The organism is Bradyrhizobium sp. Arg816 (genome assembly GCF_029989365.1).
In the GTDB taxonomy this organism is placed as follows: Bacteria; Pseudomonadota; Alphaproteobacteria; order Rhizobiales; family Xanthobacteraceae; genus Bradyrhizobium.
In genome coordinates this window covers 139,457-154,109 of sequence record NZ_JAPRAQ010000014.1, presented here as the reverse complement: position 1 = coordinate 154,109, position 14,653 = coordinate 139,457, and the positions used below count along the sequence as shown (strand labels likewise).

The following is a 14,653-nucleotide window of genomic DNA, read 5'->3' as shown; positions in this document are numbered from 1 at the left end:
GCTCAAGTAACGCACGGAGGCCGCAAAGGAAAGGGCAGCCCCCGGCCACGTGCAATGCATATTCGCAACTGCAAAAAGCTGCGCGCTGACGGTTTGGGATTGGCAGAGCCGGAGCATGGTGATTAGGTCCCGCGCAACATGAGCACAGCCCTCTCCCCCCTGCTCGCGCCGATGCTGTCGAGCCCAGCCATGCGCGCGGTCTGCGACGACCGGTCGACCCTCCAGAACATGCTCGATTTCGAGGCAGCCCTGGCACGCGCCGAGGCCGCCACGGATGTGATTCCCGCATCCGCGGTGGGCCCGATCGAAGCCGCGTGCAAGGCTGATAGCTTTGACATGGCCGCCCTGGGCGAGGCCGCGACGCGATCCGGCAATCTCGCGATTCCCCTGGTCAAGGCGCTCACGGCCAATGTCGGCAAGGCCGATGCGGAGGCCGCCCGCTACGTCCATTGGGGCGCGACGAGCCAGGATGTCATCGACACCGCGACCATGCTCACGCTTCGCGCCGGCATCGATGCACTCGATGCCGATCTCAGCCGCGCCATCAAGGGCTTTGCCGCCCTGGCACGGAGCCATCGCAACACCGCCATGGTGGCGCGGACCTGGCTCCAGCACGCGCTGCCGATGCCGTTCGGCCTGAAGGCCGCAGAATACGCATCGAGCCTTGCCCGCGCCCGCTGCCGCCTGCGGCGGCTCTCCCGCGAGGGCCTTGCGCTGCAATTCGGCGGCGCGGCCGGCACGCTCGCGGCCCTCGGCGACAAAGGGCTCGTCGTTGCAGAGCGATTGGCGCAGGAGCTCAACCTGCCGCTGCCGGAGGCGCCCTGGCACACCCATCGCGACCGGATCGCGGAAGCCGCATCATGCCTTGCGATTCTCGCCGGAAGCTGCGGCAAGATCGCGCGCGACGTCTCGCTGATGATGCAGACCGATGTTGGCGAAGCGTTCGAGCCTGCCGGCGAAGGCCGCGGCGGCTCCTCGACCATGCCGCACAAGCGCAACCCGGTCGCGGCCGCGAGCGCGCTGGGTTGCGCGACCATGGCGCCGCAACTCGCCGCGACGATTTTTGCAGCCCAGGTGCAAGACCACGAGCGCAGCGCCGGCCCCTGGCACGCGGAATGGCCGACGTTGCCGCAATTGATGCTGGTCGCCTCGGGCGCGCTCGCCGCCATCGTCGACATCGCGGAGGGCCTTGACGTCGATGCCGCGCGCATGCGCAGCAATCTCGATACGACGCATGGGCTCATCATGGCGGAAGCGGTCACGTTTGCGCTGGCCGACAAGATCGGCAAGAGCGATGCGCATCATCTGGTCGAGGCCGCGAGCAAGCGCGCGGTCGCGGAGAAGAAGCATTTGCGCGAGGTTCTCGCGGCCGATTCGCAGGTCACGGCGCATCTCGCACCGGAAAAAATTGCGGCATTGTTCGAGCCGATGGCCTATCAAGGGGCTTCCCAAGCCCTGATCGACCGGCTGCTCGACAGCCTCGAGCGCGATTAATTGTTTGAGCATGATCTTTTTCGGAAAACCGCTCCACACTTTTCCGGATCATGCTCCAGAACGGAGACGCCCAGCATGCCCATGATCGATGCCGACGGTTGCCTGATCAACGTCTCCGTCGAGGGCCGCGACGGCGGACCGACGCTGATGCTGTCCAATTCGCTCGGCTGCACGTTGCAGATGTGGGAGCCGCAGATGAAGGCGTTGACGCAGGTGTTCCGCGTCATCCGCTACGACCGCCGCGGCCACGGCAAGTCCAACGTTCCGCCCGGCCCCTATACGATGGAGCGCTTCGGCCGCGACGTGCTGGCGATCCTCGACGACCTCAACATCGAGAAGGTGCATTGGTGCGGCCTGTCGATGGGCGGCATGGTCGGGCAGTGGCTAGGGGCCAATGCGCCGGAGCGCTTCGGCAAGCTCATCCTCGCCAACACCTCCTGCTACTACGCCGAGCCGACCAAATGGCTGGAGCGCATCGACGCGGTGAAGAAGGGCGGCATCGCCGCGGTCGCCGATGCCGTGATCGCTGGCTGGCTGACCCAGGATTTCCGCGAGCGCGAGCCTGAGATCACGGCGAAGATGAAGTCGATGCTGCTGGCTTCCCCCGTCGAGGGCTATCTCGCCTGCTGCGTGGCGCTGTCGACGCTCGATCAGCGCGAGATGCTCGCCAAGATCAGGAGCCCGACGCTGGTGATCGCGGGCCGCCACGACATGGCGACGCCGATCTCGGCGGGCGAATTGATCCGCTCCAACATTCCCGGCGCCAGCATGACCATCATCGACGCCGCGCACATTTCCAATGTCGAGCAGCCGCACGCGTTCACCGACGCGGTGGTGGGCTTCTTGACGCAGCGCTAACCGCAACCGTCATTGCGAGCGCAGCGAAGCAATCCAGAAATCCCTCCGCGGTGACATTCTGGATTGCTTCGTCGCTACGCTCCTCGCAATGACGAAGAGGAGGAAACACAATGAACGACCAGAAGCGCCGCGATGCCGGCATGAACGTGCGCCGGAAGGTTTTGGGCAATGCCTGGGTCGACAAGTCGATCGCGGGCCGCAATGCCTTCAACACCGACTTCCAGGACATGATCACGCGCTACGCCTGGGGCGATATCTGGACGCGGCCGCATTTCGACGAGCGCACGCGGCGCGTGCTCGTGATCGGCACCATGGTCGCGCTGGGGCAGTGGGACGAATTCCGCCTGCATGTGCGCGCGGCGCTCGCCGAGGGCGGCTTCACCCCCGACGACATCAAGGAAATCCTGCTTCAGCAGGCGATCTATTGCGGCGTGCCGGCGGCGAACCACGCCGTCAAGGAAGCCTCAGCGATTGTGCAGGAGCTCGGCCTGCTCAAGAGCTAGCGGCGCGACGGTCTCGACGGTGTTCTGGACGATCCTGGGCGCCGGCGCGGGCCGTTCGATCACCACCACGATGGCAGCGCCGAGCAGCAGCAGGAGCTCGGTGGCATGCAGCCGGAGCGCGGCCAGCTCGCCGACCTTCGAGGCCATCAACATGCTCGTAAACGAGATGAGGCTGCCGATCCCAAGCGCAATGCCGAGCGCCTCGTCGCTGCCGCCATTCTTGCGGACGCGGGGAATGCACAGAAGCGTGAGATAGATGGCAAAGAACGCCACCACCGTCAGCCGGCCCAGCGCCAGCAGCCAGGCGGCACGCACCGTGCTCATCCCCGCCATCTGAAGATGGTCGCTGAGGAACAGCGCCACCGCGACACTCGGCCGCTCGTAGAGGCCGTGCACCGGTGCCACCATGATGTTGAAGGCCACAAGCGTCCAGGCCGGGATGAAATAGGCCGCCAGCAGGGCGCCGTTGACCGAACCGATCCGCCAATTCCTGAACATGCCGCTTCCCGCTTCGCTCGCTGCGCGCCTTCCATGGGAAGGCTTTGCCGGGGAGCTAACTCGCATCAGACCATGGCGGCAATTTAAACCCTTTGTTTACCTTAACTGGCCCGCCGGGCGGCGCGCCCAAGGAAAAAGGGCCCCGCCTCCCGGCGGGGCCCTCTTCACGTCTGGGCTCCGAAACTACTTGTCCTGGCCGTGCTGGCCGCCCTGTTGCTGGCCGGGCTTCTCGCCCTGGCGCTGCGGATCCTGCTGCTGCTGTCCGGGTTTCTGGCCGCCACCCTGCTGCTGCCCGGGTTTCTGGCCGGGGTTCTGAGTCTGCTGGCCCGGATTCTGATCTTGCTGTTTCGACATTCGGGGGAACTCCCTTGTTGGACCTCAGAGGAGAGACAACGGCCGGGATTCAGTTTGGTTGCTTTGCGGAACCCGGTTCCTCGCACCTGCGGAACCGAAATGACGTCCGTAATGAAATGACCACTGTACAAGCCTTTGTGCCGAGGCATGGCCAGTTGCAGCCGCCAGTTCCCTCCTGTTACAAAACGGGAAGAATGCTTAGGGGCTGCCGGGGCCCGAGAAGAAATTCGCAGAAACTCTCTCTCGAAGAGCTCCCTTTGAGCCGCGTCAGGTGGTAACGGCAGCCCATGGATTATTTCGCCCAGCAGCTCATCAACGGTCTCGTTCTGGGCTCGATCTACGGCCTGATCGCCATCGGCTATACGATGGTCTACGGCATCGTCGGCATGATCAATTTCGCCCATGGCGATGTCTTCATGATCGGCGGCTTCATCGCCCTGATCACCTTCCTGATCCTGGTCTCGCTCGGCCTGACTGCGATCCCGGTGATCCTGCTGGTGGTGCTGCTGGTCGCGATGGCGATCACCGCGCTCTATGGCTGGACCATCGAGCGCATCGCCTACCGGCCCCTGCGCCATTCCTTCCGCCTCGCCCCGATGCTGTCGGCGATCGGCATGTCCTTCGTGCTGACGAATTACTCGCAGGTGGCGCAGGGCGCCCGCGTCAAGCCGATCCCGCCCTTTATCACCGGCGGCTATACGCTGCACGAAAGCGCGGACGGTTTTGTGATCCAGCTCTCCAACATCCAGATCATGGTGGTCCTCACCACCATCGTGCTGCTTGGGATCTTCACCTGGCTGGTGTCGCGCACCCGGCTCGGGCGCGACATGCGGGCCTGCGAGCAGGACCAGACCATGGCGGCGCTGCTCGGCGTCAACGTCGACCGCACCATCTCCATGACCTTCGTGATCGGCGCCGCGCTCGCCGCGGTCGCGGGCCTGATGTACCTGCTCTATTACGGCCTGGTGGATTTCTTCATGGGCTTCGTCGCCGGCATCAAGGCGTTCACCGCGGCCGTGCTCGGCGGCATCGGCTCGCTGCCTGGCGCCATGCTGGGCGGTCTCGCGATCGGCCTGATCGAGACGTTCTGGTCGGCCTATTTCTCGGTCGAGTACAAGGACGTCGCGGCGTTCTCGATCCTGATCGTCGTGCTGATCTTCATGCCGACCGGCCTGCTCGGCCGTCCCGAAGTCGAAAAAGTCTGACGGTCGCCGCGTGACAGTTCTCTCGAGCAATACGGCCAAACCTGCAACGGACATCCCCGCTCTGCTGAAGACGGCCTTCGTCAACGCCCTGATCGCGCTGGTGCTGTTCTCGTTGATGGTCGGCGTCCGCACCGAAGCGGGTTCCGACGGCCAGCTCACCTATTGGACACGCTTCGGCGAGGTCGCCTCCCTCGTTGCCGCCGTGTTCGGCGGCTCGATCGTGCTCGGGCTGCTCAGGCAATGGATCGGTCCGACCGGCGCCGAGAAGCTGGTGCCGCCGGCGGTGCGGAGCGGAATGTCGTTCGTCGGCCGCTACCTGGCGCCCGCGCTCCTGATCTTCACGGTGCTTGTGCCCGTGATCTTCTATGACCAGCGCTACATCCTCGACCTCGCGATCCTCGTGCTCACCTATGTGATGCTGGGTTGGGGGCTGAACGTCGTGGTCGGGCTCGCCGGCCTGCTCGATCTCGGCTACGTCGCCTTCTACGCGGTGGGCGCCTATTCCTACGCGCTGCTTGCCACCAATTTCGGCTGGTCGTTCTGGGTCTGCCTGCCGCTTGCCGGCATCCTCGCCGCGTTCTGGGGCGTGCTGCTCGGCTTCCCCGTGCTGCGCCTGCGCGGCGACTATCTCGCCATCGTGACGCTCGCCTTCGGCGAGATCATCCGCCTCGTCATCATCAACTGGCAGAGCCTCACCGGTGGCCCCAACGGCGTCTCCAGCATTCCCCGCCCCTCGTTCTTCGGCATCCCGCTGGACAACAGCGACAACGGGCTCGCCGCCAGGCTCGGCATCGAATATTCGCCGACCCACCGCATCGTCTTCCTGTTCTATCTGATCCTGGCGCTCGCGCTGCTCACCAACTGGGTGACGATCCGGCTGCGCCGCCTGCCGATCGGCCGCGCCTGGGAGGCCTTGCGCGAGGACGAGGTCGCCTGCCGCGCGCTCGGCATCAACACCACGACCACCAAGCTCACGGCGTTCGCGACCGGCGCCATGTTCGGCGGCTTTGCCGGTGCGTTCTTCGCGACGCGCCAAGGCTTCATCAGCCCGGAATCCTTCACCTTCCAGGAATCGGCGCTGGTGCTCGCCATCGTCGTGCTCGGCGGCATGGGCTCGCAGCTCGGCGTCGCGCTCGCCGCGCTCGCCATGATCGGCGGCTTCGAACTGTTCCGCAGCCTCGAGACCTACCGCATGCTGGTGTTCGGCATGGCGATGGTGCTGATCATGATCTGGCGGCCGCGCGGCCTGATCGGCCATCGCGCGCCGACCGTGTATCTGACCAAGGCGCAGGCGATCTCCTCCGACCTCGTCAAGGAAGGGCACGGATGAGCGGCGACAAGATTCTCGGTGTGGACCGGCTGACCATGCGCTTCGGTGGCATCGTCGCCGTGCAAGACCTGTCGTTCGCGGCCGAGCGGAAGAAGATCACCGCGCTGATCGGACCGAACGGCGCCGGCAAGACCACCGTGTTCAATTGCATCACCGGCTTCTACAAGCCGAGCGGCGGCGCCATTCGCCTCACCCATGACGACGGCAAGGTGATTGCGCTGGAGCGGCTGAACGATTTCCGCATCGCCAAGCAGGCCAAGGTCGCGCGCACCTTCCAGAACATCCGCCTGTTTCCCGGCATGACCGCGCTGGAAAACCTGATGGTGGCGCAGCACAACGCGTTGATGCGCGCCTCCGGCTTCACCTTTCTCGGCCTCATCGGCGCGCCCGGCTACCGCGACGCCGAAAAGCGCGCGATCGACCTCGCCACCGACTGGCTGAAGCGGGTCAATTTGCTCGACCGCGCCGACGATGCCGCCGGCAATTTTGCCTATGGCGACCAGCGCCGGCTCGAGATTGCGCGCGCGATGTGCACCGAGCCCGCGCTTTTGTGCCTGGACGAGCCCGCCGCGGGTCTCAACGCGCGCGAGAGCGCAGCTTTGAGCGAGCTCCTTCTCTCGATCCGCAACGAGCTCGGCACCTCGATCCTGCTGATCGAGCACGACATGTCGGTCGTGATGGAGATCTCCGACCACATCGTGGTGATGGACCATGGCGTCAAGATCGCGGAAGGCTCTCCGCGCGAAATCCGCGACGATCCCAAGGTGATCGCCGCCTATCTCGGCACCGACGAGGAAGAGGCCGTGGCCGTGATGGAGAGCGGGTCGTGACGTCGTCCGCTCCCCTGCTGTCGATCCGGGGCCTGCGCGCCGCCTACGGCAAGATCGAGGCGCTAAAGGGCGTCGATGTCGAGATCAGCGCCGGCGAGATCGTCGCGCTGATCGGCGCCAACGGCGCCGGCAAGTCGACGCTGATGATGACGATCTTCGGCAAGCCGCGCGCCCGCGCCGGCCAGATCCTGTACGAAGGCCGCGACATCACCGACGTTCCCACCCATGAGATCGCCCATTTGCGCATCGCGCAATCGCCGGAAGGCCGCCGCATCTTCCCGCGCATGAGCGTGGCGGAAAACCTCCAGATGGGGGCGGATGCCACCGGCTGCACCGACGCAGAACGCGAGGCCACGCTGCAACGCGTGTTCACGCTGTTCCCGCGGCTGAAGGAGCGCTACGCCCAGCGCGGCGGAACGCTGTCCGGCGGCGAGCAGCAGATGCTGGCAATCGGCCGCGCCCTGATGAGCCGCCCCCGCCTGCTTCTGCTCGACGAGCCCTCGCTCGGGCTGGCGCCGCTGATCGCGCGCCAGATTTTCGATGCGATCCGCACCCTGAACCGCCAGGACGGCCTGACGGTCCTGATCGTCGAGCAGAACGCCAACCATGCGCTGAAGCTCGCCCATCGCGGTTACGTCATGGTCAACGGCCTGATCACGCTGGCCGGGACCGGCGCCGAGTTGTTGCAGCGCCCCGAGATTCGCGCCGCCTACCTGGAAGGCGGCCGGCACGGCTGAGGTTGCCCGACGGCGGAGCCCGTGCGGCCGAATGTGGCGAGATATCTCCGCCAATGCCCGTATTTTGCCGGTGACTTCTCCCGAGATTCATTCAAGAATGGCGCCGGTTTGGACCGGGCGTACCCGGCAACTTCCACAGTCGACCACCCGCGAGGTATCTCATGAAATCACTGAAGCTCATCGGTCTGGCATTCGGCGCGTCGATCGCGCTATCGAGCGCGGCTTTCGCGCAGGATGTCACCGTCGCAGTCGCAGGCCCGATGACCGGCGGAGAGTCCGCCTTCGGCCGCCAGATGAAGAACGGCGCCGAGATGGCCGTGGCTGACATCAACGCCGCCGGCGGCGTCAACGGCAAGAAGCTCGCGCTCAACGTCGAGGACGACGCCTGCGACCCGAAGCAGGCGCGCTCGATCGCCGAAAAGATCGCCGGCGCGAAAATCCCGTTCGTGGCCGGGCACTATTGCTCATCGTCGTCGATCCCCGCCTCCGAAGCCTATGCCGACGGCAACGTGCTCCAGATTACCCCCGCCTCGACCAATCCGAAGTTCACCGACAGCGGACTCTGGAACGTGGCGCGCGTCTGCGGCCGTGACGACCAGCAGGGCCTGGTCGCGGCGCAGTACATCGCCAAGAACTACAAGGGCAAGAACATCGCGATCCTCAACGACAAGACCACCTACGGCAAGGGTCTCGCCGACGAGACCAAGAAGGCGCTCAACAAGGCCGGCATCACCGAGAAGATGTACGAGTCCTATAACAAGGGCGACAAGGACTTCAACGCGATCGTCTCGCGCCTGAAGCGCGACAACATCGACCTCGTCTATGTCGGCGGCTACCATCAGGAGAGCGGCCTGATCCTGCGCCAGATGCGTGACCAGGGCCTCAAGACGATCCTGATGGCCGGCGATGCGCTCGCCGACAAGGAGTACGCCTCCATCACCGGTCCGGCCGGCGAAGGCACGCTGTTCACCTTCGGCCCCGATCCGCGCAACAAGCCGACCGCGAAGAAGATCGTCGACGCCTTCAAGGCCAAGAACATCGATCCCGAGGGCTATACGCTCTACACCTACGCGGCGATGCAGGTCTGGTCGCAGGCGGCCAAGAAGGCCGGCACCACGGACGCCAAGAAGGTCATGGCGGCGATCAAGGCCGGCAAGTGGGACACCGTGATCGGCCCGATCGAGTATGACGCCAAGGGCGACATCAAGCAGCTCGACTATGTCGTCTACAAATGGGACGCCAAGGGCGGCTACGCCGAGATCAAGGGCAACGGCACCTGAGACAGGATGCCTGACCTTTTAATCAGATCAATCCAACGCCCCGGTTCGCCGGGGCGTTTTCTTTCGCCATACGGTCACACGGCTGCGGAGAGCTCGCCGCCCGCCGCGGCCTGGGCCTTGTGAAGCGCTTGCAGGAGATCGTTCGGCCGAAATGGCTTTTGCAGGCATACCACGTCGCGCAGACCAGGCGCCTCGCCCATGAAATCCAGCGCGGTCATGCCGGAGACCGCGACGATCGGAAACCCGGGAACTCGCTCGCGAATGGCCACCATGACGTCGACGCCGCTGGTGTCGGCCAGGAAAATATCGACGATCGCGGCATCGAAAGCGCCCTCGCCGAAGGCTTTCAGGCCCGCTGCGCCGCTCTCGGCCTCGACGACGTCAAAACGGTTGACCCGAAGCACGATCGCGACCATGGCGCGGACCTCCTTCTGGTCGTCGACAACGAGGACACGGCGCATGGGAACAACTCCCGGATACCTATCATTATTTGGTTCAATTCACCGCAAGTGCCCGGCAAGGCAGTATGGGTCTGTCCCGGTAAATCACCTCTTACCAGTTACCTGTTCCAAGTCCCACTCCAAGTTAATTAAGCTGTAACCTTCGGTTGAGTCGCATGCGCTTTCTGTCAGGATGCGCGCCCGGAGCGGGCTACCATGCAGGTAGCCGCTTCCCGGCCGGAAGAGATTGACGTAGGAGGTGATCATGCCGGCTTACGAGAGATCGACGTGCTAGCGCCTAACGACCGAAGCACATTCCTGTCGACCTTGCCGGCTACGCGAAGCGATCGCAGGGCTGCGTTGGCGATCGTCGGCATCTCCGCAATCCTGTTCGCACTGGCGGTACCGTTTGCGGGCTTGCCGCTCGTACAGGTGCCGGCCTTCGTGGCGAGCTACCAGTCGGCGCTCGCGGTCATCGACATCATCACTGCCGTCTTGCTGCTGTCGCAGTTCGCCGTGCTGGGCAGCCGCGCGCTGCTGCTGCTGTCGACCGGCTATTTGTTCACGGCGGGCGCCGCGGTGACCCACGCCCTCACCTTCCCCGGGCTGTTCGCCCCGGCCGGATTGTTCGGTGCAGGCTCGCAGACCACCGTCTGGCTCTACATGATCTGGCACGGCGGTTTCCCGCTGTTCGTGCTGGCCTATGCCTGGCTCAAGGACGGCAAAGGCATCAACAGGATTGCGGGCGCGACGGCTCCCGCGATCGCGCTCTCCGTCGCCGGCGTGTTCGTCGCGTTGACCGTCTTCGCCTGGCTGGTGACTGCGCAGCACGGCCTGCTGCCGGTCCTGCTCAAGGACGGCCACTACACCCCCACCATGATCGGCGTGGTGTCGTTCGTGTGGTCCCTGAGCTTCGCGGCGCTGGTCACGCTCTGGTTTCGCAAGCCGCACACGGTGATCGACGTCTGGCTCATGGTCACGATGTGTGCCTGGCTGTTCGACATCGCGCTGTCGGCGATCGTCAACGTCGCGCGTTTCGACCTCGGCTTCTATGCCGGCCGGCTCTACGGCCTCGGTGCCTCGAGTTTCGTGCTCGCGGTGCTGCTGATCGAGAACGTGCGTCTCCAGGCCAACACGGCCGGCATGGTCGGCGCGCTGCAGCGGCAGTCGAGCTCGGAGCGGAACTATTATGCCGAGCGCGAGCGGCTGTTCAGCGCCGTCGTCGAGTCCTCCAACGACGCCATCATCACGAAGTCGCTCGACGGCACCATCACGTCCTGGAACAAGGCGGCCGAGCGCGTCTTCGGCTACTCCGCCAGCGAGGCGATCGGCCGCCAGGTCGATATCATCATGCCCGAGGGGCAGCGCGAGGAAGTCGCCGAAATGCTGGCCCGCACCCGCAACGGCGAGCTCATCGACCAGTACGAGACCGTGCGGCTGCACCAGAACGGCCAGCCGATCGACGTCCTGCTGAGCCAGGTCCCGCTGCGATCGACCGACGGCAAGATCATCGGCGCCTCCAAGGTCGCCCGCGACATCACCGAACGGAAGCGGGCGGAATCCGCCCTCAACCGCGAGATCGAGGAGCGCCAGCGCATCTTCGAGACCTCACAGGACCTGATCCTCGTGACGGACGGTTACGGCAATTTCATCCAGATCAGCCCGAGCGTGAAGGACATCCTCGGGTACAAGCCGGAGGACATGATCGGGCACAGCGCCATCGAGTTCATTCACCCCGACGACCTCGACAACACCCGCAGCGAGATGCGCGCAGCGCGGCGTGGCGCGGTCAAGCGCAGCTTCGAGGCGCGCTACTACCACTACGACGGTCACGAGGTGACGCTGAACTGGATGGGGACCTGGTCGGAGCCGGTGAAGCGCCATTTCTTCATCGGCCGCGACCTCACCGAGAAGCAGGCCGCAGAAGCCCAGTTCAGGCAGGTCCAGAAAATGGACTCCATCGGCCAGCTGACCGGCGGCGTCGCGCACGATTTCAACAACGTGCTGACCGTCATCACCGGCACGATCGGCATCCTCGCGGATGCGGTGGCCGACCGTCCCGAGCTCGCAGCCATCACCAAGCTGATCGACGACGCCGCCGAACGCGGCGCGCAACTGACCAAGCACCTGCTCGCCTTTGCCCGCAAGCAGCCGCTCCAGCCGCGCGAGATCGACGTCAATGCGCTGGCGCTCGAGGCCGCCAAGCTGCTGCACCCGACCCTCGGCGAGCAGATCACCATCATGCCGCAGCTCACCGAGGATGCCTGGCCGGCGCTGGTAGACCCGGGCCAGCTTTCCACCGCGATCCTCAATCTCGCCCTGAACGCGCGCGACGCCATGCCGGACGGCGGCACACTGGTGCTGGAGACCCGCAACATCTTCCTCGACGACGGCTATGCCAGCATGAATCCCGACGTCGTCGCCGGCAGCTACGTGATGATCGCGGTCAGCGACACCGGCACCGGCATTCCACCGGACCTGATGGAGCGGGTGTTCGACCCGTTCTTCACCACCAAGGAGGTCGGCAAGGGCACCGGGCTCGGGCTCAGCATGGTGTTCGGCTTCGTCAAGCAGTCCGGCGGACACATCAAGATCTACAGCGAGGAAGGCCACGGCACGAGCGTGAAGATCTACCTGCCGCGCTCGAGCGGCGTGCAGGAGACCGAGTACGAGTCGCTGCAGAACGTGCCCATCGCCGGCGGCGACGAGAAGATCCTGATCGTCGAGGACGACGCCCTGGTGCGCCAATATGTCGTGACCCAGATCAAGAGCCTCGGCTATGCCGCGCTCGAAGCCGCCAACGCGGCCGAAGCCCTCACCATCATCGATGCCGACAAGGGCATCGACCTGCTCTTCACCGACATCATCATGCCCGGCCACATGAACGGCCGCCAGCTCGCGGACGAGGCGGTACGGCGGCGTCCCGACCTGAAGACGCTGTTCACCTCGGGCTACACCGAGAACGCCATCGTCCATCACGGCCGGCTCGATTCCGGCGTGCTGCTGCTGGCCAAGCCCTACCGCAAATCCGAGCTTGCCAAGATGCTCAGGACGGCGCTGGCGAGTTGAGCGAGCGGCATCGGTGCGCTATCGCTGATGCCTGAAGCGCATGGAGTGCCGGCCTTGAAAAATCTGCTCACCGATATCGCCGGCGTCCGGGTCGGCCATGCCGAGGATGCGAAAATAGCCTCCGGCACGACTGCGATCATCTTCGATGCCCCGGCGGTCGCCGCGATCGACGTGCGCGGCGGCGGGCCCGGCACGCGCGAGGATGCGCTGCTCGACCTTGCCAGCACGGTCGAGCGCGTCGATGCGATTGCACTGTCCGGCGGCTCCGCCTTTGGCATCGAGGCCGGCGGCGGCGTCCAGGCCTGGCTTGCCGAACAGGGCCGCGGCTTCCGGATTCGCGAGGCGGTGATCCCGATCGTGCCGGGCGCCATCGTGTTCGACCTGCTCAACGGCGGCGACAAGGCCTGGGGTCGCTTCGCGCCCTATCGCGATCTCGGTTACGCGGCAGCTGTGGCCGCGCGCCACGATTTCGCGCTGGGCAGCGTCGGCGCGGGCCTTGGCTGTACCACCGCGACCTTCAAGGGCGGGCTCGGCTCGGCCTCGGCGGTCCTGCCCAACGGCATCAAGGTCGCCGCCATCATTGTCGTCAACGCGGTTGGCAGCGCAACCGTCGGCGAGGGACCGTGGTTCTGGGCGGCGCCGTTCGAGGACAACGGCGAGTTCGGCGGGCGCGGCCTGCCGGCCAAATTCACGCCGGACATGCTGGCGATGCGCATCAAGGGCGGCCCCGCCGCGAGCGCGCGCGAGAACACCACGATCGGCGCCGTCGTCACCGATGCCACGCTGACCAAGGCCCAGGCCAAGCGGCTGGCGATGATCGCGCACACCGGATTTGCCCGCGCCATCTATCCGGTCCATGCCCCGACCGACGGCGACGTGCTGTTTGCGGCTGCGACCTGTGAGAAGCCGATCGAGCCGCTGGTCGGCCTCACCGAGCTCGGCACGGTCGCCGCCAACGTTGTCGCGCGCGCGATCGCGCGCGGCGTGTACAGCGCGACGGCGCTGCCGTTCCCTGGCGCGCAGCCGGCGTGGAAGGATCGGTTCGGCGGGTAGTTAAACGCCCGTCACACATTAGGTGTCATCGCCCGGCGAAGACCGGGCGATCCAGTATTCCAGAGACGGTCGTGATTGAACCGGAAGGCCGTGGCGTACTGGATGCCCCGCTTTCGCGGGGCATGACAGCGTCATTTGCCGAGGGATCGCTCTTAGCTCACACGCTCATCGACATCGACGAGCCGGCGGCCGCTGAGGGGCCTTGCCCCTGCCCGCCTTGCCGCTGCATCAACTGCGCGAACAGATCGTAGGCCGAATTGCGAGAGGAGCTGGAGGCGCCCGGGACCGTCGTCGACATCTTGAAGCCGTCGGCATAGGTGACGGTGGTGGTGGTCGAGCCGTCGGCGGCGATCGTCGTGGTCGAGGTCGATCCGCCGCTCGCCTTCGAGGCGGAATCCGATCCGTCGCCGGAGCCGCCGGCACCGTGGGCATGCTGGCCGTGATGGCCGCTCTTCAGTGCCTTCGACATCTCATCCAGGCTGACGCTGCCGTCGGAATTCGTATCCATCTTCGAGAACACGTCGTCGGCCTGCGCGAGGTTGGTGCCGCCGGCCCCCAGCGCGTTCTCGAATTCGGACTTGGTGATCTTGCCGTCGCCGTCCCCGTCGATCTGGGAGAACAGGTCCTTCAGCGCGGCGTCGCGGCTCGTCGGGGTCGAAGACGTCGAGCTCGAGCCGGCCGTGCTGCCGGTGCTGCTGGACGACTGGCTCTGCGCGGCGAACAGCGCGTTCATCGTCTCCGGCGAGATCTGCGGAGTTTTGCCCGCATTGACCGACGAGGTCGCGCCGCTGGTCGTGCTGCTGCCGCTGTCGATCGCGAACGGATTGGTCGGCGCGCTCTGCGAAGACCCCGTCTTCTGGGTCGACGAGGACGATTTCGAGTTCGTCAGCGACTGGATCGCGTCGAGCGCGCTCGATACGGCACCAAGGGCAAACAACATTGCACAACTCCAACGATGCGGCACGCCGCAGCCAATGTTCTGTCGGTGACGTCAGCAAGCGT

The 14,653-nt window shown here is 65.4% G+C and carries 14 protein-coding genes; 10 read left to right on the top strand and 4 right to left on the bottom strand.

What is annotated here, in order from left to right:
* Positions 1–138: 138 nt before the first annotated feature.
* From OWC48_RS29590 to OWC48_RS29580, 3 genes are all read left to right on the top strand, one after another.
* Positions 139–1,494 carry a 3-carboxy-cis,cis-muconate cycloisomerase gene (locus OWC48_RS29590; RefSeq protein ID WP_282523151.1) on the top strand — a complete coding sequence of 452 codons (1,356 nt, stop codon included), beginning with the start codon at positions 139–141 and terminating at the stop codon, positions 1,492–1,494.
* 75 nt (positions 1,495–1,569) lie between these two features.
* Entirely contained in the window at positions 1,570–2,352 is a 783-nt protein-coding gene (pcaD, locus tag OWC48_RS29585) for a 3-oxoadipate enol-lactonase (RefSeq protein ID WP_282523150.1), read from the top strand.
* Between the two features lie 110 nt (positions 2,353–2,462).
* On the top strand, positions 2,463–2,855 hold the full coding sequence (locus OWC48_RS29580) for a carboxymuconolactone decarboxylase family protein (protein ID WP_282523149.1): 393 nt from the start codon (positions 2,463–2,465) through the stop codon (positions 2,853–2,855).
* Here OWC48_RS29580 and OWC48_RS29575 read toward each other — a convergent pair.
* Both OWC48_RS29575 and OWC48_RS29570 read right to left on the bottom strand, forming a co-directional pair.
* Entirely contained in the window at positions 2,817–3,353 is a 537-nt protein-coding gene (locus OWC48_RS29575; protein WP_282523148.1) for a hypothetical protein, read from the bottom strand. The two genes, OWC48_RS29580 and OWC48_RS29575, sit on opposite strands and share 39 nt — an antisense overlap.
* 183 nt (positions 3,354–3,536) lie before the next feature.
* Positions 3,537–3,707 (bottom strand): hypothetical protein, encoded by a 171-nt coding sequence (locus tag OWC48_RS29570; protein WP_208087590.1) that lies wholly within the window; start codon positions 3,705–3,707, stop codon positions 3,537–3,539.
* A 287-nt stretch (positions 3,708–3,994) separates the two neighbouring features.
* Between OWC48_RS29570 and OWC48_RS29565 the strand changes: the two genes are divergently transcribed.
* From OWC48_RS29565 to OWC48_RS29545, 5 genes are all read left to right on the top strand, one after another.
* A complete protein-coding gene (locus tag OWC48_RS29565; RefSeq protein ID WP_282523147.1) occupies positions 3,995–4,912 on the top strand; it encodes an ABC transporter permease subunit in 918 nt (305 codons plus the stop codon).
* A gap of 10 nt (positions 4,913–4,922) precedes the next feature.
* Positions 4,923–6,242, top strand: a complete 1,320-nt coding sequence (gene livM / locus OWC48_RS29560; protein ID WP_282523146.1) for a high-affinity branched-chain amino acid ABC transporter permease LivM — start codon at positions 4,923–4,925, stop codon at positions 6,240–6,242.
* Entirely contained in the window at positions 6,239–7,072 is an 834-nt protein-coding gene (locus tag OWC48_RS29555; protein WP_282523145.1) for an ABC transporter ATP-binding protein, read from the top strand. Before livM ends, OWC48_RS29555 begins: the two co-directional genes overlap by 4 nt.
* Positions 7,069–7,809: an ABC transporter ATP-binding protein gene (locus OWC48_RS29550; protein WP_014494184.1), complete on the top strand. Its 741-nt coding sequence runs from the start codon at positions 7,069–7,071 to the stop codon at positions 7,807–7,809. Before OWC48_RS29555 ends, OWC48_RS29550 begins: the two co-directional genes overlap by 4 nt.
* Before the next feature lie 161 nt (positions 7,810–7,970).
* Positions 7,971–9,089 (top strand): branched-chain amino acid ABC transporter substrate-binding protein, encoded by a 1,119-nt coding sequence (locus OWC48_RS29545; RefSeq protein WP_028147453.1) that lies wholly within the window; start codon positions 7,971–7,973, stop codon positions 9,087–9,089.
* Positions 9,090–9,163: 74 nt separating this feature from the next.
* Here the strand turns inward: OWC48_RS29545 and OWC48_RS29540 are convergent, their stop codons facing one another.
* Positions 9,164–9,550, bottom strand: coding sequence for a response regulator (locus OWC48_RS29540; RefSeq protein WP_282523144.1), 387 nt, complete (start codon positions 9,548–9,550; stop codon positions 9,164–9,166).
* Between the two features lie 195 nt (positions 9,551–9,745).
* Between OWC48_RS29540 and OWC48_RS29535 the strand changes: the two genes are divergently transcribed.
* Together OWC48_RS29535 and OWC48_RS29530 are read left to right on the top strand one after the other, a co-directional pair.
* A complete protein-coding gene (locus OWC48_RS29535) occupies positions 9,746–12,598 on the top strand; it encodes a PAS domain S-box protein (protein WP_282523143.1) in 2,853 nt (950 codons plus the stop codon).
* Positions 12,599–12,652: 54 nt separating this feature from the next.
* Positions 12,653–13,651: a P1 family peptidase gene (locus tag OWC48_RS29530; protein WP_282523142.1), complete on the top strand. Its 999-nt coding sequence runs from the start codon at positions 12,653–12,655 to the stop codon at positions 13,649–13,651.
* A 157-nt stretch (positions 13,652–13,808) separates the two neighbouring features.
* On the opposite strand, the gene OWC48_RS29525 is transcribed toward OWC48_RS29530, so the two are convergent.
* Positions 13,809–14,591, bottom strand: a complete 783-nt coding sequence (locus OWC48_RS29525) for an EF-hand domain-containing protein (protein ID WP_282523141.1) — start codon at positions 14,589–14,591, stop codon at positions 13,809–13,811.
* Between the last annotated feature and the right edge of the window lie 62 nt (positions 14,592–14,653).